35 protein-coding genes are annotated in these 19,419 nt (G+C 44.8%); all 35 read right to left on the bottom strand.

Annotated elements, in window-relative coordinates; all coding sequences use genetic code 11:
- Positions 1–15: 15 nt before the first annotated feature.
- Positions 16–960, bottom strand: coding sequence for a DNA-directed RNA polymerase subunit alpha (locus ACO53F_RS02410; protein ID WP_070756169.1), 945 nt, complete (start codon positions 958–960; stop codon positions 16–18).
- Between the two features lie 70 nt (positions 961–1,030).
- Complete coding sequence (rpsK, locus tag ACO53F_RS02415) at positions 1,031–1,426, bottom strand: 30S ribosomal protein S11 (RefSeq protein ID WP_023391461.1); 396 nt, start codon at positions 1,424–1,426, stop codon at positions 1,031–1,033.
- Between the two features lie 34 nt (positions 1,427–1,460).
- A complete protein-coding gene (gene rpsM / locus ACO53F_RS02420) occupies positions 1,461–1,823 on the bottom strand; it encodes a 30S ribosomal protein S13 (RefSeq protein WP_023391462.1) in 363 nt (120 codons plus the stop codon).
- A gap of 21 nt (positions 1,824–1,844) precedes the next feature.
- Positions 1,845–1,958 (bottom strand): 50S ribosomal protein L36, encoded by a 114-nt coding sequence (gene rpmJ / locus ACO53F_RS02425; RefSeq protein WP_083316295.1) that lies wholly within the window; start codon positions 1,956–1,958, stop codon positions 1,845–1,847.
- Positions 1,959–1,996: 38 nt separating this feature from the next.
- The gene (infA, locus tag ACO53F_RS02430; protein WP_023391463.1) at positions 1,997–2,215 is read right to left on the bottom strand and encodes a translation initiation factor IF-1; all 219 of its coding nucleotides are present in this window, start codon (positions 2,213–2,215) and stop codon (positions 1,997–1,999) included.
- Between the two features lie 34 nt (positions 2,216–2,249).
- Positions 2,250–2,909: an adenylate kinase gene (locus ACO53F_RS02435; RefSeq protein WP_070756168.1), complete on the bottom strand. Its 660-nt coding sequence runs from the start codon at positions 2,907–2,909 to the stop codon at positions 2,250–2,252.
- Positions 2,910–2,944: 35 nt separating this feature from the next.
- Complete coding sequence (gene secY, locus ACO53F_RS02440) at positions 2,945–4,234, bottom strand: preprotein translocase subunit SecY (protein ID WP_454920099.1); 1,290 nt, start codon at positions 4,232–4,234, stop codon at positions 2,945–2,947.
- Complete coding sequence (rplO, locus tag ACO53F_RS02445; RefSeq protein ID WP_023391466.1) at positions 4,234–4,674, bottom strand: 50S ribosomal protein L15; 441 nt, start codon at positions 4,672–4,674, stop codon at positions 4,234–4,236. Before rplO ends, secY begins: the two co-directional genes overlap by 1 nt.
- Before the next feature lie 34 nt (positions 4,675–4,708).
- Complete coding sequence (gene rpmD, locus ACO53F_RS02450) at positions 4,709–4,888, bottom strand: 50S ribosomal protein L30 (protein ID WP_023391467.1); 180 nt, start codon at positions 4,886–4,888, stop codon at positions 4,709–4,711.
- 13 nt (positions 4,889–4,901) lie between these two features.
- The gene (gene rpsE, locus ACO53F_RS02455; protein ID WP_023391468.1) at positions 4,902–5,405 is read right to left on the bottom strand and encodes a 30S ribosomal protein S5; all 504 of its coding nucleotides are present in this window, start codon (positions 5,403–5,405) and stop codon (positions 4,902–4,904) included.
- 20 nt (positions 5,406–5,425) lie between these two features.
- Positions 5,426–5,788 carry a 50S ribosomal protein L18 gene (gene rplR / locus ACO53F_RS02460; RefSeq protein WP_023391469.1) on the bottom strand — a complete coding sequence of 121 codons (363 nt, stop codon included), beginning with the start codon at positions 5,786–5,788 and terminating at the stop codon, positions 5,426–5,428.
- A gap of 42 nt (positions 5,789–5,830) precedes the next feature.
- Positions 5,831–6,367, bottom strand: a complete 537-nt coding sequence (rplF, locus tag ACO53F_RS02465) for a 50S ribosomal protein L6 (RefSeq protein ID WP_023391470.1) — start codon at positions 6,365–6,367, stop codon at positions 5,831–5,833.
- Between the two features lie 55 nt (positions 6,368–6,422).
- Positions 6,423–6,821, bottom strand: a complete 399-nt coding sequence (rpsH, locus tag ACO53F_RS02470) for a 30S ribosomal protein S8 (protein WP_023391471.1) — start codon at positions 6,819–6,821, stop codon at positions 6,423–6,425.
- Positions 6,822–6,853: 32 nt separating this feature from the next.
- Positions 6,854–7,039: a type Z 30S ribosomal protein S14 gene (locus ACO53F_RS02475; protein WP_083316294.1), complete on the bottom strand. Its 186-nt coding sequence runs from the start codon at positions 7,037–7,039 to the stop codon at positions 6,854–6,856.
- 20 nt (positions 7,040–7,059) lie between these two features.
- Positions 7,060–7,602: a 50S ribosomal protein L5 gene (gene rplE, locus ACO53F_RS02480; protein ID WP_023391472.1), complete on the bottom strand. Its 543-nt coding sequence runs from the start codon at positions 7,600–7,602 to the stop codon at positions 7,060–7,062.
- Positions 7,603–7,630: 28 nt separating this feature from the next.
- Positions 7,631–7,933: a 50S ribosomal protein L24 gene (gene rplX / locus ACO53F_RS02485; protein ID WP_291428063.1), complete on the bottom strand. Its 303-nt coding sequence runs from the start codon at positions 7,931–7,933 to the stop codon at positions 7,631–7,633.
- 28 nt (positions 7,934–7,961) lie between these two features.
- Positions 7,962–8,330: a 50S ribosomal protein L14 gene (rplN, locus tag ACO53F_RS02490; protein WP_023391474.1), complete on the bottom strand. Its 369-nt coding sequence runs from the start codon at positions 8,328–8,330 to the stop codon at positions 7,962–7,964.
- A 34-nt stretch (positions 8,331–8,364) separates the two neighbouring features.
- A complete protein-coding gene (gene rpsQ, locus ACO53F_RS02495; RefSeq protein ID WP_023391475.1) occupies positions 8,365–8,631 on the bottom strand; it encodes a 30S ribosomal protein S17 in 267 nt (88 codons plus the stop codon).
- Positions 8,632–8,654: 23 nt separating this feature from the next.
- Positions 8,655–8,861 carry a 50S ribosomal protein L29 gene (rpmC, locus tag ACO53F_RS02500; protein WP_023391476.1) on the bottom strand — a complete coding sequence of 69 codons (207 nt, stop codon included), beginning with the start codon at positions 8,859–8,861 and terminating at the stop codon, positions 8,655–8,657.
- Positions 8,851–9,285, bottom strand: a complete 435-nt coding sequence (gene rplP / locus ACO53F_RS02505; RefSeq protein ID WP_023391477.1) for a 50S ribosomal protein L16 — start codon at positions 9,283–9,285, stop codon at positions 8,851–8,853. The genes rpmC and rplP overlap by 11 nt, the downstream gene beginning before the upstream one ends.
- Before the next feature lie 3 nt (positions 9,286–9,288).
- Positions 9,289–9,945, bottom strand: coding sequence for a 30S ribosomal protein S3 (gene rpsC / locus ACO53F_RS02510; RefSeq protein WP_023391478.1), 657 nt, complete (start codon positions 9,943–9,945; stop codon positions 9,289–9,291).
- 3 nt (positions 9,946–9,948) lie between these two features.
- Positions 9,949–10,305, bottom strand: coding sequence for a 50S ribosomal protein L22 (gene rplV / locus ACO53F_RS02515; RefSeq protein WP_023391479.1), 357 nt, complete (start codon positions 10,303–10,305; stop codon positions 9,949–9,951).
- A gap of 19 nt (positions 10,306–10,324) precedes the next feature.
- Positions 10,325–10,606: a 30S ribosomal protein S19 gene (gene rpsS / locus ACO53F_RS02520; protein ID WP_035364047.1), complete on the bottom strand. Its 282-nt coding sequence runs from the start codon at positions 10,604–10,606 to the stop codon at positions 10,325–10,327.
- A gap of 38 nt (positions 10,607–10,644) precedes the next feature.
- Positions 10,645–11,475, bottom strand: coding sequence for a 50S ribosomal protein L2 (rplB, locus tag ACO53F_RS02525; RefSeq protein WP_035364049.1), 831 nt, complete (start codon positions 11,473–11,475; stop codon positions 10,645–10,647).
- A 35-nt stretch (positions 11,476–11,510) separates the two neighbouring features.
- Positions 11,511–11,807 (bottom strand): 50S ribosomal protein L23, encoded by a 297-nt coding sequence (rplW, locus tag ACO53F_RS02530; protein WP_023391482.1) that lies wholly within the window; start codon positions 11,805–11,807, stop codon positions 11,511–11,513.
- Entirely contained in the window at positions 11,807–12,430 is a 624-nt protein-coding gene (gene rplD / locus ACO53F_RS02535; RefSeq protein ID WP_023391483.1) for a 50S ribosomal protein L4, read from the bottom strand. The genes rplW and rplD overlap by 1 nt, the downstream gene beginning before the upstream one ends.
- A gap of 23 nt (positions 12,431–12,453) precedes the next feature.
- Positions 12,454–13,089, bottom strand: coding sequence for a 50S ribosomal protein L3 (rplC, locus tag ACO53F_RS02540; RefSeq protein ID WP_023391484.1), 636 nt, complete (start codon positions 13,087–13,089; stop codon positions 12,454–12,456).
- Positions 13,090–13,113: 24 nt separating this feature from the next.
- On the bottom strand, positions 13,114–13,422 hold the full coding sequence (gene rpsJ / locus ACO53F_RS02545; protein ID WP_023391485.1) for a 30S ribosomal protein S10: 309 nt from the start codon (positions 13,420–13,422) through the stop codon (positions 13,114–13,116).
- A gap of 397 nt (positions 13,423–13,819) precedes the next feature.
- Positions 13,820–14,056 carry a Veg family protein gene (locus ACO53F_RS02550; RefSeq protein WP_070756164.1) on the bottom strand — a complete coding sequence of 79 codons (237 nt, stop codon included), beginning with the start codon at positions 14,054–14,056 and terminating at the stop codon, positions 13,820–13,822.
- A gap of 113 nt (positions 14,057–14,169) precedes the next feature.
- Positions 14,170–15,054, bottom strand: coding sequence for a 16S rRNA (adenine(1518)-N(6)/adenine(1519)-N(6))-dimethyltransferase RsmA (gene rsmA / locus ACO53F_RS02555; RefSeq protein WP_485137171.1), 885 nt, complete (start codon positions 15,052–15,054; stop codon positions 14,170–14,172).
- Positions 15,051–15,635 (bottom strand): ribonuclease M5, encoded by a 585-nt coding sequence (gene rnmV, locus ACO53F_RS02560; protein WP_485137172.1) that lies wholly within the window; start codon positions 15,633–15,635, stop codon positions 15,051–15,053. The genes rsmA and rnmV overlap by 4 nt, the downstream gene beginning before the upstream one ends.
- A complete protein-coding gene (locus ACO53F_RS02565) occupies positions 15,632–16,420 on the bottom strand; it encodes a TatD family hydrolase (RefSeq protein ID WP_485137173.1) in 789 nt (262 codons plus the stop codon). Before ACO53F_RS02565 ends, rnmV begins: the two co-directional genes overlap by 4 nt.
- 14 nt (positions 16,421–16,434) lie before the next feature.
- A complete protein-coding gene (gene metG / locus ACO53F_RS02570; RefSeq protein ID WP_485137174.1) occupies positions 16,435–18,459 on the bottom strand; it encodes a methionine--tRNA ligase in 2,025 nt (674 codons plus the stop codon).
- A gap of 156 nt (positions 18,460–18,615) precedes the next feature.
- Positions 18,616–18,966: a GNAT family N-acetyltransferase gene (locus ACO53F_RS02575; protein WP_485137175.1), complete on the bottom strand. Its 351-nt coding sequence runs from the start codon at positions 18,964–18,966 to the stop codon at positions 18,616–18,618.
- 221 nt (positions 18,967–19,187) lie between these two features.
- Positions 19,188–19,370, bottom strand: a complete 183-nt coding sequence (locus tag ACO53F_RS02580; RefSeq protein WP_485137176.1) for a hypothetical protein — start codon at positions 19,368–19,370, stop codon at positions 19,188–19,190.
- Between the last annotated feature and the right edge of the window lie 49 nt (positions 19,371–19,419).

Consider the following 19,419-nt stretch of genomic DNA (forward strand, 5'->3'; position numbering starts at 1 on the left):
ATGAAATATCCTATACTAGTCGTCTTGGCGTAAGCTCAACTCAAGGTTAGCCAATTTTTGTTTGACTTCCTCTAATGATTTACGGCCAAGGTTACGTACTTTAATCATTTCTGCTTCTGATTTGTTAGTCAACTCTTGAATCGTGTTGATGCCCGCGCGTTTCAAACAGTTGTATGAACGAACGGATAAGTCTAACTCTTCAATCGTCATGATTAACATTTTCTCTTTTTCAGCTTCTTCCTTCTCAACCATAATTTCAGTTTGACGCGCTTCATCGTTGAGGTTAACGAAGATATTTAAGTGCTCCGTTAAGATTTTAGCGGCTAAACTTAATGATTTTTCAGGACTAATTGAACCGTCGGTCCAAATATCTAAAGTTAATTTATCATAAACGTTCTTTTGCCCGATACGGGTGTTTTCGACTTGATAGTTTACCTTCTTAATTGGGGTATAGATCGAATCGATTGGTAAGACGCCGATTGGCATATCTTCCCGTTTGTTGTGTTCGCTCCGTACATAACCACGACCGTTGGCTACGTTGAGACGCATCTTCAATTCAGCGCCATCAGCCAGGGTGCAAATGTAGAGCTCAGGGTTGAGGATTTGCACATCGTTATCGTGCATAATATCAGCTGCGGTCACAACTTTTGGACCGGTGACGTTTAATTCAATTACTTTTGACTCTTGAGTGTGAAGTTTCAATGCTAATTTCTTCAAGTTCAAGATAATCGTTGGAACATCTTCCACGACACCTTCAACTGTAGCAAATTCATGCAGTACTCCATCAATCTGGATGCTAGTAACAGCGGAACCAGGTAATGAAGATAATAAAATACGACGTAATGAATTTCCAAGGGTTGTTCCATATCCACGTTCAAGTGGTTCAACGACAATTTTACCAAACTTGGCATCGTCACTGACTTCAATCGTTTTAATTTCTGGCTTTTCAATTTCGATCATCGATTATATTCCCCTTTCAAAACGTTAGTCTTGGTAATAACGCGCTTCACAGTTGCTTGAGTCATCTAGATTATACGCGGCGACGTTTTGGAGGACGGCAACCGTTGTGAGGAATAGGGGTAACGTCGCGGATGGCGGTTACTTCTAAACCTGTAGCTTGCAATGAACGAATTGCTGACTCACGACCTGAACCTGGGCCTTTTACTGTTACTTCAACAGTCTTCATCCCGTGATCCATAGCACCTTTAGCAGCCACTTCTGAAGCCATTTGTGCAGCGAATGGGGTAGATTTCTTAGAACCACGGAAACCTAATGAACCTGCGGATGACCATGAAATAGCATTACCATTCACGTCAGTGATCATAACAATAGTGTTGTTGAATGTAGAGCGAATGTGTGCTACACCTTTCTCGACATTTTTTCTAACACGACGGCGACGACGTGCAACTTGTTTTTTCTTTGCCATGAAGTTTATACCTCCTTCATTCTATATTCGAGTATTATTTTTTACCAGTGACCATTTTCTTAGGTCCTTTACGTGTACGAGCGTTGTTCTTGGTGTTTTGACCACGAACTGGCAGGCCACGACGGTGACGTAAGCCACGGTAAGAACCGATTTCTTGGAGACGCTTGATGTTCAAGCTAATTTCACGACGTAAGTCCCCTTCAACTTTGAGGCCGTCAATGATTTCACGGATACGGTCGAGCTCATCGTTTGATAAGTCCTTAACGCGAGTGTCTTCAGAAACGTTTGCTTGTTTTAATACTTGTTGTGCAGTTTTCAAACCAATACCGTAGATGTATGTTAATGAGATTACTACACGTTTTTCACGCGGAATATCTACTCCAGCAATACGAGCCATTTATCTGGCACCTCCTTCTTATTAACCTTGACGTTGTTTATGTTTTGGATTTTCGCAAATTACCATCACATTGCCGTTGCGACGAATGATTTTACATTTTTCGCAAATTGGCTTTACAGATGCTCTAACTTTCATCTTAACTAATTCCCTCCTTAAATTCGAAACGGAACGGTTTACTTAAAGCGGTAGGTAATACGACCACGTGTCAAATCGTAAGGAGATAATTCAATCGTTACCTTATCTCCTGGTAAGATGCGGATGTAGTTCATCCGGATTTTACCTGAAACGTGAGCCAGTATTTCATGCCCATTCTCTAATTCAACCTTAAACATTGCATTTGGTAAAGTTTCAATGACTGTACCTTCAACTTCAATTACATCATCTTTAGCCATTCATACTTCCTCCTCTTACCAACTTACTGTTAGGCTATTGTGCCACTGAGGACAAAATCTGGCGGATATCTTCGTAGACCTTGTCGATGGCTTGTTGACCATCCACTCGGTGAAGAAGCCCACGTTCCTCATAATAATCCAGTATTGGTCGAATTGATTCCATTTGGAGATTGATACGATATGCAACTTTCTCAGGCTTGTCATCTTCACGTTGGTAGAAATCACTGGCACCACAATTGTCACAGACACCTTCAACCTTCGGTGGGTTGTAGAGTTTGTGGTAGGTTGCCCCACAGTTGCGGCAGATGATTCGGCCACTCAAGCGATCCTTGAGGACTTCTGGATCTACATCGATATAGATAACGGCATGGATTGGAGAGTTTAACTCCACCAAGTTTTGATCAAGCGCTTGAGCTTGTGCGCTTGTACGTGGGTAGCCATCCAACATGAAGCCTTGGGCTTTCACGTCGTCTTGGGCTAAACGTTCACGTACAATGGCGTTGGTCACTTCATCAGGAACTAGGTTCCCGTTGTCAGTGTAAGCCTTGGCTTGGAGCCCAAGTGGGGTTTCGTTCTGAATCGCAGCACGGAAAATATCCCCAGTTGCAATATGTACGATTTGATAATCTTTTACTAGACGTTCACTCTGTGTCCCTTTACCGGCACCAGGCAAACCCATTAATAAAATATTCATCTTGTATCTTCCCTTTACTTCTATTTGACACATGATTATTGAATGAATCCTTGATAACGGCGTTTGATAACGCGCCCTTCGACCTGCTTAGCAGTCTCAATGGCAACCCCGACCACAATCAGCAAGCTGGTCCCGCTGAGTGAGATACGTGACGTTAAGTTCCAGAAGAACCCTGCCACAATCGGTAATACCGCAATCAAAGTCAAGTAAAGTGCGCCTACTCCGCTCAAGCGGTTGATTACTTTTGTTAAGTAAGTTTCGGTATCTTTCCCAGGACGAACGCTTGGGATGTACCCGCTCGACTTCTGCAAGTTCTCGGCAACTTTCTCCGGATTCACTTGAATCAATGAATAGAAATAAGTAAACGCAATTAATAGGACAGTGTAGAAGATTACACCGTAGACTGTTTGGTAGTCGAAGAGTTGTACCAGGAAGTCCATCCATGGGTTAGTCCGATCGACTGTCACAAACGTGAATATCATCTGAGGTGTTGTAATGAACGAGCTAGCGAAAATTACTGGAATAACCCCAGCTGAGTTAATTTTAAGCGGGAGGTGAGCTGAGTAGCGCGCCCCTGACGCTTTCTTAGAATAATGGATTGGGATACGCAATTGCGCCCGTTCCATTAAAACGATAATGACGATTAAGATGACAATGACCAAGATAATGGCTGCCAATGACAGCATGTTGGTCATAGCATGATCTCCACCATTTACCAGATGGCGTTGGAGATAACCCATCAATTCCTTAGGCACTTCCGCAACAATCCCGGCCATGATAATCATGGACAAGCCGTTACCGACACCGCTTCGGGTAATCATCTCACCCAACCAGACCAAGAACATGGAACCAGCTGTTAAGATGAGGGCAATCGTCAGGTAACGCATTGGCGTTGGGTTGGCAATCAAGCCCAGACGCGCCATCCGGTTAAAACCGAGGGCGATACCGTAGGATTGTAATAAACCAAGGGCAATGGCAACATAAGTGGTCCATTGGTTGAGCTTACGACGCCCAACTTCCCCTTGCTTAGCCCATTCAGTAAACTTAGGCACGATGTCCATTTGTAATAACTGAATGATGATTGAGGCGGTAATGTATGGAGAAACCCCCATGGCGAAGAGCGAGAAGCGCTTCAAGGCCCCGCCACCGAAAGTGTTTAATAAGCCTAAGAGGCCGCTCTCAGCGAAAGTGTTAATCGCTGAAACTCGAACCCCAGGAACAGGAATATGTGAACCTAATCGGAATACCGCAAAAACGAAGAGCGTGAAAAAGATGCGACGACGCGTATCTTTATCCGCAAATGCATTTTTAATGAAGGTAAACATTAGATCACCTCGATTGATCCACCAGCTGCAGTAATTGCTTGCTCTGCACCTTTAGAGAATTTGGCTGCTTGAACAGTTAATTTTCTTTCAAGTTGACCATTACCTAAGATTTTTACTCCTGATAATTCTTTCTTAACGACACCTGCTTCAACTAAGAGAGCTGGTGTAACTGTCGTACCGTCTTCGAAGCGGTTGAGAGCTTCCAAGTTAACGACTGCATATTCTTTACGGTTGATGTTGTTGAATCCACGTTTTGGTAAACGACGGAACAATTGAGTTTGTCCACCTTCGAAACCTAAACGTACGCCACCGCCAGAACGGGCTTTTTGACCTTTTTGACCGCGACCAGCAGTTTTACCGTTACCGGAACCTTGACCACGACCGACACGGTTACGTTCTTGACGTGAACCTTCAGCAGGTTTTAATGTATGAAGTTTCATTCCTGTGGCACCTCCTTGTATTAGTCTCTAATTTTTATGCTTCTTTTACTTCAACTAAGTGACTGATCGTATTGATCATCCCACGAACTGCTTCGTTGTCTGGTTTAACAACTGTTTTGTAAGTCTTAGTTAAACCTAAAGCCTTAGCAGTTTGGATTTGATTTTTAGGACGACCGATCAAGCTGCGTTTCAATTGGATTTGTAAGTTCGCCATTTGATTGTCCTCCTTAGCCTAAAATTTCTTCGACTGATTTGCCACGTAAAGCAGCAACTTCTTCAGCTACTTTCAATTGTTTCAAGCCTTCTACAGTCGCACGCACCATGTTGATTGGTGTGTTAGAACCAAGAGACTTACTTGTTACGTCAGCTACCCCTGCTAATTCCATTACGGCACGAACAGGACCACCTGCTGCAACCCCAGAACCGGCTGGTGCTGGTTTGATTAAGACACGACCACCACAGAATTCGCCAATTGCTTCGTGAGGAATTGTGGTTCCGGTCAATGGTACTTCGATTAAGTTTTTCTTCGCATCTTCGATAGCTTTACGGATTGCTTCTGGAACTTCTTGAGCTTTACCAGTACCAAAGCCAACGTGACCGTTCTTATCACCGACAACTACTAAAGCTGAGAAACGTAGACGACGTCCACCCTTAACAACTTTGGTAACACGGTTAATCGTCACAACGCGTTCTTCGATGTTTTCCAAGGTATTTGGATTGATGTGAACCATGAACTAGTGTCCTCCTTCTATTAAAATTCTAGGCCGTTTTCACGAGCTGCTTCAGCCAAAGCTTTCACACGACCGTGATATAGGTACCCACCGCGGTCGAAGACAACTTTTTTGAAGCCTTTTGCTACCGCACGTTCAGCAACTAATTTACCTACAGCTGAAGCTTGTTCAACTTTGGTCCCTGTTACTGATTTGTCATTACTAGAGGCACTTGCAAGCGTCACACCCGCTACGTCATCAATTAATTGAGCGTAGATGTGCGTGTTGGAACGGAACACGTTCAAGCGTGGGCACTCAGCAGTACCAGAGATTTTGTTTCTTACGCGAGCATGTCTTTTACGACGTACTTTGTTTTTATCTGGTTTTGTAATCACAATTTTCACCTCTTTAAGTTTAATTTATAGGAGAAGATCAGGACCGGTCTATTACTTACCAGTCTTACCTTCTTTACGACGTACATATTCGTCAGTGTAACGAATCCCTTTACCTTTATATGGTTCTGGTGGACGTACGCCACGGATGTTGGCTGCTAATGCGCCGACTTTCTCTTTATCGTAACCTTCTACGATAATCTTAGTGTTAGAAGGAACTTCAAAGTTAGCACCTTCAACTGGTTCGAATTCAACTGGGTGAGAAAGACCCACGTTCAATACTAATTTGTTACCTTGTTTTTGAGCACGGTAACCGACCCCGATAAGGTCTAATTCTTTCTTGAAGCCATTCGCTACACCTTCAACCATGTTGCTGAAGACAGAACGCATAGTCCCGTGTAATGAACGGTTTTCTTTTGAATCATTTGGACGAGTGAAGACTACTTCATTCTCTTGAACTTCCAACGCAATGTTTGGATGGAATTCACGTGTCAAAGTACCTTTAGGGCCTTTTACAGTCACTGTATGACCTTTTACTTCGACGGTTACGCCTGCTGGAATCACGACTGGTTTTTTACCGATACGACTCACAGGGCTGCACCTCCTCTTTCTTATTTCTAGTTATCTTAATTATGAGTAGATTAGATTACCAAACGTAAGCTAATACTTCGCCACCGACACCAGCTTGACGAGCTTGTTTGTCAGTCACAACACCGTTAGAAGTTGAGATGATGGCGATCCCTAAGCCGTTTAATACCTTAGGTAGGTCTTCTGATTTGGTGTAGATACGCAAACCAGGTTTTGAAATACGCTTGATGCCAGTGATAACTTTTTCGTTGTTACGGCCGTACTTCAAGAAGATGGTGATTTCACCTTGTTTGTCGTCTTCTGCGACTTCATAGTTTTTGATGAAACCTTCTTGTTTCAAGATTTCAGCAATCGCTACTTTGATTTTTGAAGATGGTGCTGATACAGTCTTGTGGCCTACGCTGTTAGCGTTACGGATACGAGTTAAGAAATCAGCAATTGGATCTGTCATAACCATGTTGTATTTACCTCCTCTTTGTTCAGTATGGATTACCAGCTGGCTTTCTTCACGCCAGGGATTTGTCCTTTGTAAGCAAGTTCGCGGAAGCAAATACGGCAAAGTTTGAATTTACGATATACGGAGTGTGGACGTCCGCAACGCTCGCAGCGCGTATACTCTTGAACTTTGAATTTAGGTGACCGCTTGTTTTTTGCAATCATTGATTTTTTAGCCAATGTTCATTCGCCTCCTTGTCTTATTTTTGGAAAGGCATGCCTAATTCTTTAAGTAAAGCATGTGCCTCTTCGTCAGATTTCGCAGTTGTTACGATAACGATGTCCATCCCGCGGACTTTATCAACGTTATCATAGTTCACTTCAGGGAAGATAAGTTGTTCTTTGATCCCTAAGGTGTAGTTCCCGCGGCCATCGAAGGCTTTGTTGCTGACACCGTGGAAGTCACGAACACGTGGTAAAGATACAGTGACTAATTTGTCTAAGAAGTCGTACATACGCGCACCACGTAGGGTCACTTTACACCCGATTGGCATACCTTCACGGAGACGGAAGCCCGCGATGGATTTCTTAGCTTTGGTAATCACTGGCTTTTGACCAGATAATAAAGTGAGTTCGTCAACAGCTTTTTCTAAGTTCTTAGCGTTAGCTACTGCGTCACCCACACCCATGTTGATGACGATCTTTTCAACTTTAGGTACTTGCATTACAGAAGTGTAGTTGAATTGTTCGATCAATTTTTTAGTTACTTCGTTTGAGTATTTAGCTTTTAAACGATTTTCCATGTAGTGTTAATCCTCCTCTCGCTATTGATTAGATGGTTTCGTTAGATTTCTTCGCGAAACGGACTTTCTTGCCGTCTTCGAAACGATAACCCACACGTGTTGCTTCCCCTGATTTAGGATCAACGAGTTTAACGTTAGACACGTGGATTGGTGCTGGGAATTCTTCAATCCCGCCTTGACCTGCTTGAGAAGGTTTAACGTGCTTCTTGGCAATGTTCAAGCCTTCTACGACTACGCGGTCTTCTTTCGGCAAAGTACGTAAAACAGTCCCTGTTTTACCTTTATCTTTACCTGCAATTACTTTAACTGTATCGCCTGTTTTGATACGCATGAATAGTTTCCTCCTTCGTTAATATTTCTTATAAAACTTCTGGAGCTAATGAAACAATCTTCATGTAGTTGTTATCACGCAATTCACGTGCAACTGGTCCAAAGATACGCGTACCACGAGGGCTCTTATCGTCACGGATGATGACGCAAGCATTTTCGTCAAACTTGATATAAGAACCATCTTTACGGCGAGCTCCTGATTTAGAACGTACGATTACTGCTTTTACGACGTCACCTTTTTTAACAACTCCACCTGGCGTTGCTTGTTTAACCGTTGCAACGATAACATCCCCGATGTTAGCAGTTTTGCGGTTTGAACCACCTAATACACGGATTGTTAACACTTCACGTGCGCCAGAGTTGTCAGCAACTTTTAATCGACTTTCTGTTTGAATCATTTCGATGTCCTCCTTCCGAGATATACTTGGTTAATTAGATAATGACTGCTTCTTCAACAATCTCTAATAAACGGAAGCGTTTCGTAGCTGATAATGGACGAGTTTCCATAATGCGCACGATGTCGCCTTCTTTTGCACGGTTTTCTTCATCATGTGCTTTATATTTCTTAGAATATTTAACGCGTTTACCGTATTTAGGGTGAGTCTTACGAGTTTCGACTAAAACTGTGATGGTTTTGTCCATTTTGTCGCTCACGACACGACCTTGGTAAACTTTACGTTGGTTGCGTTCTGTCGTCATTGATGTTAGCCTCCTTTGCTGGTTTATTTAGACAATTCTTGCTCGCGTAAAGCAGTTTTGATACGTGCGATAGATTTACGTACAGTGCGTAAACGTGCTGTATCTTCTAATTGTCCTGTTGCTAATTGGAATCGAAGGTTGAAGAGTTCTTTCTTCAACTCAGCTTCACGTTCAAGCAACTCAGCAGTGGATAACCCTTTGATTAACGCTTTAAATTCATTAGTTTTCATTCGATTCACCACCATATTCTTCACGTTTTACGAACTTGGTCTTAACTGGTAGTTTATGCGATGCTAAACGTAATGCTTCACGTGCGATTTCTTCAGATACACCCGCTACTTCAAACATAATCTTGCCACGTTTAACTGGTGCTACCCAACCTTCAGGTGCCCCTTTACCAGAACCCATACGAACCCCGATAGCTTTTGCAGTATATGATTTGTGAGGGAAGATTTTAATCCATACTTTCCCACCACGTTTCATATAACGAGTCATCGCAATACGGGCTGCTTCGATTTGACGGTTTGTGATCCAGTGAGATTCAGTAGCTCGTAAGCCGTATTCACCGAAATCAACTTGTTTACCACCTTTAGCTTCTCCGCGCATTTTACCACGGAATTCACGACGGTGTTTTACACGTTTTGGTACTAACATTGATTAGTTCCCTCCTTTCTCAGAGTTTTTCTTTTGTGGCAATACTTGGCCACGGCAGATCCAAACTTTAACTCCTAACTTACCGTAAGTAGTGTCCGCTTCTTCCCATGCGTAGTCGATGTCGCTACGTAAGGTATGGAGTGGCACAGTACCTTCAGAGTATGCTTCGCTACGCGCAATATCAGCACCGTTCAAACGGCCAGATACCATGGTTTTGATCCCTTGGGCGCCAGCTTTCATAGTACGTTGGATAGCTTGCTTTTGAGCACGGCGGAAAGCCACACGGTTTTCTAATTGACGTGCGATATCTTCAGCAACCAATTTAGCGTCTAAGCTTGGTTCTTTGATTTCTACAACGTTGATAAAGACTTTCTTGCCGGTTAATTTGCTTAATTCCGCACGGACTGCATCGATTTCGGAACCACCTTTACCGATGACCATACCTGGCTTAGCAGTGTGAACAGATACAATCACACGGTTAGCAGCACGTTCGATTTGGATGTTAGAAACTGATGCTTCTTTTAATTTCTTGTATAAGAATTTGCGGATAGCTAAATCTTCGTGTAAGTATTCAGCAAAGTTCTTGTCTGCATACCATTTAGCGTCCCAGTCGCGGATGACGCCGACACGCATACCAATTGGATGTACTTTTTGACCCATTGATTAAGCCTCCTCTTTCTCAGATACCACAACAGTGATGTGGCTTGTACGTTTGTTGATTGGTGAAGCTGAACCTTTCGCACGTGGACGGAACCGTTTCATGGTTGGGCCTTCGTTAGCGAATGCTTCACTCACGTATAAGTTTTCCAAGTCAAGATCGTAGTTGTGGTCCGCGTTAGCGATAGCAGACATCAACACTTTCTCAACGATTGGGGCACCTGCTTTAGGTGTGAATTTTAAGATGGCAATTGCTTCGCCAACTTTTTTACCTCGGATAAGATCTAAGACTAAGCGAACTTTACGAGGCGCAATGCGAACTGTTCTTGCAACTGCTTTTGCAGATGTAACTTGGTTAGACATCTTGTTTTCCTCCTATAAATTAGCGTTTCTTAGATTTCTTGTCGTCAGCTGCGTGACCTTTATAAGTACGAGTTGGTACGAATTCACCTAATTTGTGACCTACCATATCTTCTTGAACATATACAGGCACGTGCTTGCGGCCATCATAAACGGCAATGGTTAAACCAATGAAGTTAGGGAAGATGGTTGAACGACGTGACCAGGTTTTAATAACTTGTTTCTTTGTGCTTTCTGCTTGCTCTTCCACTTTTTTCATTAAGTGCGCATCACAGAAAGGTCCTTTTTTCAAACTACGACTCACAATGAAGCCTCCCTTCGATTATTTGTTACCGGCGCCTATTATTTTTTACGGCCGCGGATGATTAACTTGCTAGATTTAGCTTTCTTAGAGCGGGTTTTCTTACCAAGTGTTGGTTTACCCCATGGAGACATCGGAGACTTACGCCCGATTGGTGCACGACCTTCACCACCACCGTGTGGGTGATCGTTAGGGTTCATTACGGAACCACGAACTTCAGGACGTTTGCTCATCCAACGTGCACGACCGGCTTTACCGATGTTTACTAATTCGTGTTGTTCGTTACCAACAACCCCGATAGTTGCACGGCAAGTTGATAAGATCATACGAACTTCACCAGAGTTCAAACGAACTAAAGTGTATTTACCTTCGTGACCCAATACTTGAGCGCTAGTACCAGCAGAACGGATTAATTGACCGCCTTTACCTGGTTTTAATTCGATGTTGTGGATTACAGTACCTTCAGGGATGTTTGCTAATGGCAATGCGTTCCCGATTTGGATGTCGGCATGTTCACCAGATTCAATTTTTTGGCCAACTTTTAAGCCTTTTGGTGCCAAGATGTAAGTCTTGATCCCGTCTTCGTAGTGTACCAACGCGATGTTAGCGGTACGGTTTGGATCGTACTCGATGGTTGCGATAGTCCCTACTACGTTGTCTTTGTTACGTTTGAAATCGATGATACGGTAAGCGCGTTTGTTACCGCCACCTTGATGACGAACAGTGATTTTACCTTGGTTGTTACGGCCGGCTTTTTGCTTTTGTGAAGATAACAATGTCTTCTCTGGTTTTGATGCAGTGATTTCGCTGAAATCATAACCAGTCATGTTACGACGACCGTTAGAGGTTGGTTTGTACTTTTTAATCGCCACTCTTATTCCCTCCTACTTACTCATTTTCTAGGTGATTATTCAGCTTCGTTAGCGAATAATTCGATGTCTTTTGATTCAGCAGTCAAGGTTACGACTGCTTTCTTGTACTTACGAGTGAAACCAGCGTAACGGCCCATGCGTTTTGCTTTACCGTCAACGTTGATCGTGTTAACTTTCTTAACTTTAACCCCTTCAAACATTGCTTCAACCGCTTGTTTGATGTGAGTTTTGTTAGCACGACGGTCTACTTCGAACGTGTATTTTTTCTCGTCTAAACCAGCAACTGATTGTTCAGTGATGACTGGGCGTAATACTACTTCTGATAATTGCATTATGCTAAAGCCTCCTCTACGGTTGAAAGTGCTGCTTTAGTGATGACAAGTGTGTCGTAGTTTACAACGTCTAATACGTTCACGTTGCCTTCGTCGATCACTTTCACGTTAGCTAAGTTACGTGCTGAGAAGTAAGCGTTGGCGTTAGTCCCTTCTAATACTAAGAGAGTTTTCGCATCTACTTTAAGGTTGTTCAATACTGACTTGAATTCCTTAGTTGATGGAGCTGCAAAGCTGAGTTCATCAACAACTACTAACTTGCCTTCTAATACTTTCTGAGATAATACAGATTGTAACGCTAAGCGGCGTACTTTCTTTGGTAATTTATAACTGTATGAACGAGGTGTTGGACCAAATACGGTACCACCACCAACCCATTGTGGTGAACGGATAGAACCTTGACGTGCACGGCCAGTCCCTTTTTGTCTCCATGGCTTACGGCCACCACCGCGTACAGCGGAACGGTTCTTCACCGCGTGAGTCCCTTGACGTAAAGATGCACGTTGCATGATTACTGCGTCGAAGATTACGTCTTCGTTAGGTTCAACCCCAAATACAGCTGCATTCAATTCGATTTCGCCGATTTGTGAACCGTCTTGTTTAAATAAACTTACTTTTGTCATTTACTCGTTCCTCCTTCCTCGAATTATTTAACTGTTTTAATTGCTTGTTTGATTTCAACGAGTGATTTCTTGGCACCTGGGACATTACCCTTGATCAAGATTACGTTGTTTTCTACGTCAACCGCTACAACTTCCAAGTTTTGGATGGTTACGCGTTCGCCACCGGTTTGACCTGGAAGGCCTTTACCCTTGAAGACGCGTGATGGGAACGAAGCCCCACCCATCGAACCTGGACGACGGTGGTAACGAGAACCGTGAGCCATTGGACCACGTGATTGGCCATGACGCTTGATCGCACCTTGGAATCCTTTACCCTTGGATGTACCCGTCACATCGACGATGTCGCCAGCTGCGAAAGTTTCCACTGTGATTTCTTGTCCTACTTGATATTCTCCAAGCTCAACTTCGCGGAACTCGCGAATGAAGCGCTTAGGAGTAGCATTTGCTTTTGCTACATGACCTTTAGCAGGTTTGTTTGACAATACTTCACGCAAGTCTTGGAAACCTAATTGAACCGCTTCGTAGCCGTCGTTTTCCATGGTTTTAACTTGTAATACCACGTTTGGAGTAGCTTCGATAACAGTTACAGGTACCAATTCACCGTTCTCAGTGAAGAATTGAGTCATCCCTACTTTTTTACCTAAGATTCCTTTGGTCATGAGTACACCTCCATTTTTCTAAAATTATAATTTGATTTCTACGTCTACACCACTAGGTAAGTCTAATTTCATCAAAGCATCAACTGTTTTGTTAGTTGGTTCTAAGATGTCGATTAAACGTTTGTGTGTACGCATTTCGAATTGTTCGCGAGAGTCTTTGTATTTGTGAGTCGCACGAATCACGGTATATAAAGAACGCTCAGTTGGCAGTGGGATTGGCCCCGCTGTCTTCGCTCCTGTTCTTTGTGCTGATTCTACGATTTTGCTTGCTGCTAAATCCAATGCACGATGCTCGTAAGCCTTCAAGCGAATCCGAATTTTTTTGTTTGCCATTTAGATTTCCTCCTTCGTCAATTTTGATAAAATGACTTGCTCCACAAGAATTTCCAACCTCACCCGCCCGTGGCAAAGCGTCCGGGTGTGTCGCAACCTCTCGCTTCATAGCTGTCTTTCCCACCTCTAAGAGGGGGCATGTCCTGCGATGGGCACACTGGTACCCATTAAGGCACAATCATTATTATAGCGTAGGAATACTTGTAAATCAAGGCTTTTCTCAAGTTTTTTTGGCCTTTTTGCATGTTTTCGTTTTCATGTCGGATGATGACGATTTCTCTGTTACCCGGTCGATAACATTTCACCTTTTAGGTGATGTTTCGGCCGATTTTTTGGCCTTTTGGACACAAAAATAGCCAAGGCCCTCTGAGGGGTACTTGGCTAAAAATAATAATGGCTATTCCGCAAAATCTACGTCGATGGCCTTGGTCAGGACATCGCAGTAGCTATAGGAGACACACGCTAGGGTGTTGGCCTCTTGCTCTAAATCAACAACGAAGACAGAACGATAGGTTTCTTTCAGGACGCCTCGGCGCGTACGCTTCTTGTTACGACCGAGTTGGACGGTGATAATTACTTTTTCGCCGATATTTTGATCCATGAGGGATTTAATCTCGGCAATTTCTTTTGGCATAAGCCTCACCTCTTTCCTACTATTATAGCACAGTTAGATAGACTAACCTAGGAAAGGTCGGCAACTTATCCTGAAAAAAGCTGACAACGTTCGCCTTTTGCTAATTTTTAGCCTTATGCCTTATGAGCCTCAAAGGCAGCCTCTAAGTCCGCGAAATCCATAAGGCTTAGGCTCTCAGCTCGGCGATTAGGCTCGATACCCGCTTGGTCGAAGACCTGACGCAAGCCCTCTTCACTGAGAAGGTCTGGCACGTAGGCCGACTTGAGGTTGTTCCATAAGGTCTTGCGGCGTTGCTTGAATCCTGCTTGGACAAAGGCTTGAAAGGCTTCCTTATCGCTAACTTGGACCAAGGGTGCTGGCCGGCGAGTCAACTTGAGCACGGCAGAATCCACATTTGGCTTAGGGATAAAGACATTCTTAGGCACAATGAAGGCAATCTCGCTCTCCATATCCAATTGAATGGCCACTGACAGGGAACCATAGGCCTTGGTGCCTACCGCCGCTGTCATCCGCTCTGCTACTTCCTTTTGCATCATCATCACTAGCGACTGGAAAGGCAGATTGCTCTCAATCAGGCGCATGATGATAGGCGTGGTTATATAATAAGGAAGATTTGCCACCACAACCAGACGGGACTGGTCGTGTAGCCAGGCATATTCTGGGCTAGAGAAATCCACTGACAGGATATCTTGGTGGACCACTTGGACATTGTCACAGTCCGCTAGCGTTTCCTGCAGGATGCCCACAAAACGCTGGTCAATCTCGAAGGCCAAGACTTGCTTAGCATGGTGAGCCAGGTATTGGGTCAAGGCACCAATGCCGGGGCCAATCTCGATGACTGTGGTATCTGCATCGACTTGGCCAGCTTCAATCATCTTCTCTAACATCCGGGGCTCGATTAGAAAGTTCTGACCCAGACTCTTTTTCATTTGAATATCGAAGCGACGCATGATTTCAACCGTACGGGTCGGCGTCGCAATTGGCCGGAATTCTCTCATTCTCGGGTCCCTCCTTGGGCTTGATCCAGGACTTGGACGAAAGTTGCCAAGCTAGCCTGGTCGACGCCATAGCGTTGCAGTTGGCGCTGCAATTGCTTGGCGTTGGTATAACCTAAATTAAAGTGCTGACTGACAGCCTGACGACGCTCCTTAGCACCCGGACCTGCAGTCAACCCCCACTGGGCCAGGCAGCCCATGGGAACTAAAGCAACTAAGTCTCCCACGGCCGGGGTCATGACCTGATTTAAGGCTTGACGAATCTCTTGGGGACTCGCATGTTCCACCCCCAGGCTCTTACCTTGGCCGCCAAAGGCAGCCGCTCGACTAATATGGGCTTGCTTAGCGCTTGGCACCGCCTGGGTCACCAGACGTCTAAGACGCTCACCTTGGTAGTCGGGATCTGTCAAGACGATAATGCCATGGGTCCTAGCAGCTTCTACAATTTGTGCCAAGACTGGCGCTTCTAGGGCAGAGCCCCCTGTCTCGATGGTCTTAACTGTTGGGCCAAAGGTCTCAATCAAGCGCTTGGTATCATCGCGTCCTTCGACCACAATTACCTCTTGGGGCATGGCTTGACTCATTGGTCCCACCCCTCAGGCCACCACTGGAAGAGACGGCAGGCATTGCCCGTTGTTAATTTGGCTAGCTCTTCCAGACTCATGTCTCGTACCTGGGCCAGACACTCCGCCACATAGCGGACATAGGCTGGCTCATTTTGCTTGCCACGCTTAGGCACTGGCGCCAAATAAGGGGCATCGGTCTCAACCAAGAGACGCTCTGCCGGCACTAGAGCCGCCGCTTGTCGGACTGCCTCGGATTTTTTAAAGGTCAAGACCCCGCTGAAGCTAATATGCATGCCAAGGTCTACAAAACGCATGGCTTCTTCAGCTGTCCCGCCAAAGCTATGCATAATGCCACCCGCAGCCGGCAGGCCTTCTTGCTTGAGAATCCGGTAGGTGTCTTCAGTTGCGTCGCGGTTATGAATGGTGATGGGCAGACCGTGCGACTTGGCAATGGCAATCTGGCGCCGGAAGATTTGGGCCTGAACATCCCGAGGGGCAGTATCCCAATAGTAGTCCAAACCAATCTCACCTAGCATCTTAACCTTAGGCAATTCCAACTGTTCCTCCAGGCGACGTTCCACCTGGTCATTGTAGGTGTGGGCCTCAGTCGGATGCCAACCCACTACCGAAATAATGTTATCGTAGGCCGCACTTAAGGCCAAACTACGCTCAATGGTGGGATCATCAAATCCCACCACTGCTAGATAGCCCACGTCCGCCGCTAGGGCTCGGGCAATATAATCTGCCTCCTGGCCCGCAAATTGCTGGGCGTTCAAGTGCGTGTGCGTATCAAATAAAGGCATCTTGGTCACCTCGTCTAGCCAATCCAAGCGCCATTTGCTGCATTTGGATCTGCTGCTAAGAGATGGAGTTGGCCGTCCTGTTCAGAGGATAAAATCATGCCCTGGCTGACATAGCCCATCATCTTACGCGACTTGAGGTTAGAGACGATGCAGACCTTACGGCCAATTAGTTCTTCCGGATTTGGATAGAATTTAGCAATTCCGGACAGAATTTGGCGGTGACCCTTATCACCTGCATCCAGACGGAAGCGTAATAGCTTATTAGAGCCCTTGACTGGTTGAACATCTAGGACCTCTGCCACCTTCATCTCAATCTTCAAGAAGTCATCGAATTCGGCTTCAGCAACTTCACGGTGCACTAATTCAGTGGCTTCTGGATCCCAGTTGGGGTCGTCAACCTTGGCTTGGCTAGCACCTGGCTTGCCAGCTGCCATAGCTTCCTGAATATAGGTCACTTCTAGCTCTGCATCCAAGCGTGGGAAGATTGGGGTCCCCTTAGCCACTACGCTTGCGCCTGCAGGGAAGGCCCCATAGACTAATTGCGTGAAGTCTAAATCCATTTGGTCGTTCAAGCCTAATTGCTCGAAAATCTTAGCTGGCGCTTGGGTCATGAATGGACGTGACAAATGAGCCACCAGGCGTAAAGCCTCAGCTAAATGGTTCATAACAGACCGTAGTTGACCTAGAGTCGCTTCTTCTTTAACTAAAACCCAAGGCATGGTTTCATCAATGTACTTGTTGGTACGGGAGACAATGGCCATGACATGGCTCAAGGCTGCACTCAAGCTCATAGCATCCATGGCTTGATAGTAGGCCGCCATTTGCTCCTTAACATAAGCATCATAGTCAGCATCCACAGCAGTCGCCTCTAAGCCTTCGGTTGGCACTTGGCCTTGGAAATACTTGTTCATCATGGCAACCGTCCGGTTGAGCAAGTTACCCAAGTCATTGGCTAATTCGGAGTTAACTAATTGGACAAAACCTTCCGGTGTGAAGACCGCATCGTTACCGACACCCATTTCATGCAAGAGATAGAAACGAGTGGCATCCAAGCCATAGCGTTCTACCAAGGTTTCTGGGTAGATGACATTCCCCTTAGACTTGGACATCTTACCTTCCTTCATGAGGTACCAGCCATGGGCGAAAATCTTCTTAGGCAATGGCAAGCCCAAGGCCATGAGAATAGTTGGCCAGTAAATCATGTGGAAACGGGAAATATCCTTACCGATGACATGGGCATCTGCTGGCCAGTACTTGTTGTAGCGACTGGTATCGTCAGAACCGTAGCCTAGAGCCGTAATATAGTTGAGTAAGGCGTCAATCCAGACATAGATGACATGCTTAGGATTGGACTTAACCGGTACACCCCAGGTGAAGGTTGTCCGAGACACCGCCAAATCTTCCAAACCTGGCTTGATGAAGTTATTGATCATTTCGGTCTTACGGAAGGCTGGCTCTAAGAAGTCAGCGTGGTCTTCATAGTATTGCACCAAACGGTCTGCATACTTGCTCATACGGAAGAAGTAGGACTCTTCCTTAACCAAGGTTACTTCGTTACCAGTTGGGGCAACCCCACCGGTCACATTACCATCCGCATCACGGTAAACTTCAACTAATTGGCTCTCGGTGAAGAATTCTTCGTCACTGACGGAATACCATCCGCTATACTCGCCTAGATAGATGTCATCTTGGGCTAGGAGTTGCTCAAAGGCATCTTGCACAGCCTTCTCATGGTAGTCATCTGTAGTCCGGATAAAGTGTGAATAGTCGATATCTAATAGATCCCAAAGCTTCTTAATGATGTCGGCCATCTCGTCGACATATTGCTTAGGACTTACTCCTAGTCCCTCAGCTGTCCGTTCAATCTTCTGACCGTGCTCATCGGTCCCAGTTAGGAAGAAAGCATCGAAGCCTTGTAGACGCTTATAACGCGTCATAGCGTCACAGGCTAGGGTAGAGTAGGAGTTACCGATATGTAACTTACCACTTGGGTAGTAGATCGGCGTTGTAATATAATAGGTAGGTTTTTGCGTGGTCACGAATGAGTGCCCCTTTCTATTTCTTCAAATTACTTCTATTATAACATAATTGTAGGCCCCTGACAGTAGGAATGGCAAACTTGTTAAGGAAGGGACACAGGATCTATGGCTAAAAAGTAAGACCCGTCCAACAAATATGGGCAGGTCTTACTTTTTTTATAATTTTAACTCTTCCCCAAATGATCTTCCAACAAAGTTTTGAAGATAGCCATAATAGCCATTTCTATGTAAAGTCTTCAAGGTTATGCTCATCGGGAACTCAATGGTTGAGGTATCTACAGTGAAATTTTCTGGCCTTCGCAAAGGATGCAACAACTGATAGCCAAGAAGCTCATAAAAGGGGACACTCTCATCGGTGGACTCAATATAGATGAGCTCTGCTCCTGCGTAAGAACCTATAACTGCTGCGCTCTGAAAAACTTCACCCATTAGTAGTCTGCCATAGCCTTGCTTTTGATATGGGGCATTGATAGCGAAGTAAGCTAGGTTGACATATGGCTTCTTCAAAAGCACCTAGTTCTGAATATCCTCAACTTCTAAGCACCCAACAATTAAGGTATAATAACCTACTATGCCTTGATGAGTCAATAGCAAAAAGGTTTTAGCTCGATTTTCTTCATCAAAAACATTTGCTTGTTGTACTAAGTATTGGTCAATCATGGGGTTTCCGCAGTCAAAGGCCTCTAAATCACTTGCACTAATTAGTGCGGACCCTATAGGGACTAAGTCTAGTTTTTCCATCCCTGGGCCTTAGCAATATCTCGATTAATCGAGATTCCTTTGCTGTCCTTTCCACGAACGGCTTCCTCTATATTGATTTTCTCATTTGCAGAGGAAAGCAGCTTGTTCAACGAGCTGAATTCTTGTTTGTCTTTCACACGTATTCTAGCATTCATCACGATTCCAACCATAGTATTTCCTCCTTCTTTTTTTTATGCCCCCATTATACCACTCCCACCC

It is taken from the genome of Abiotrophia sp. (genome assembly GCF_057275535.1).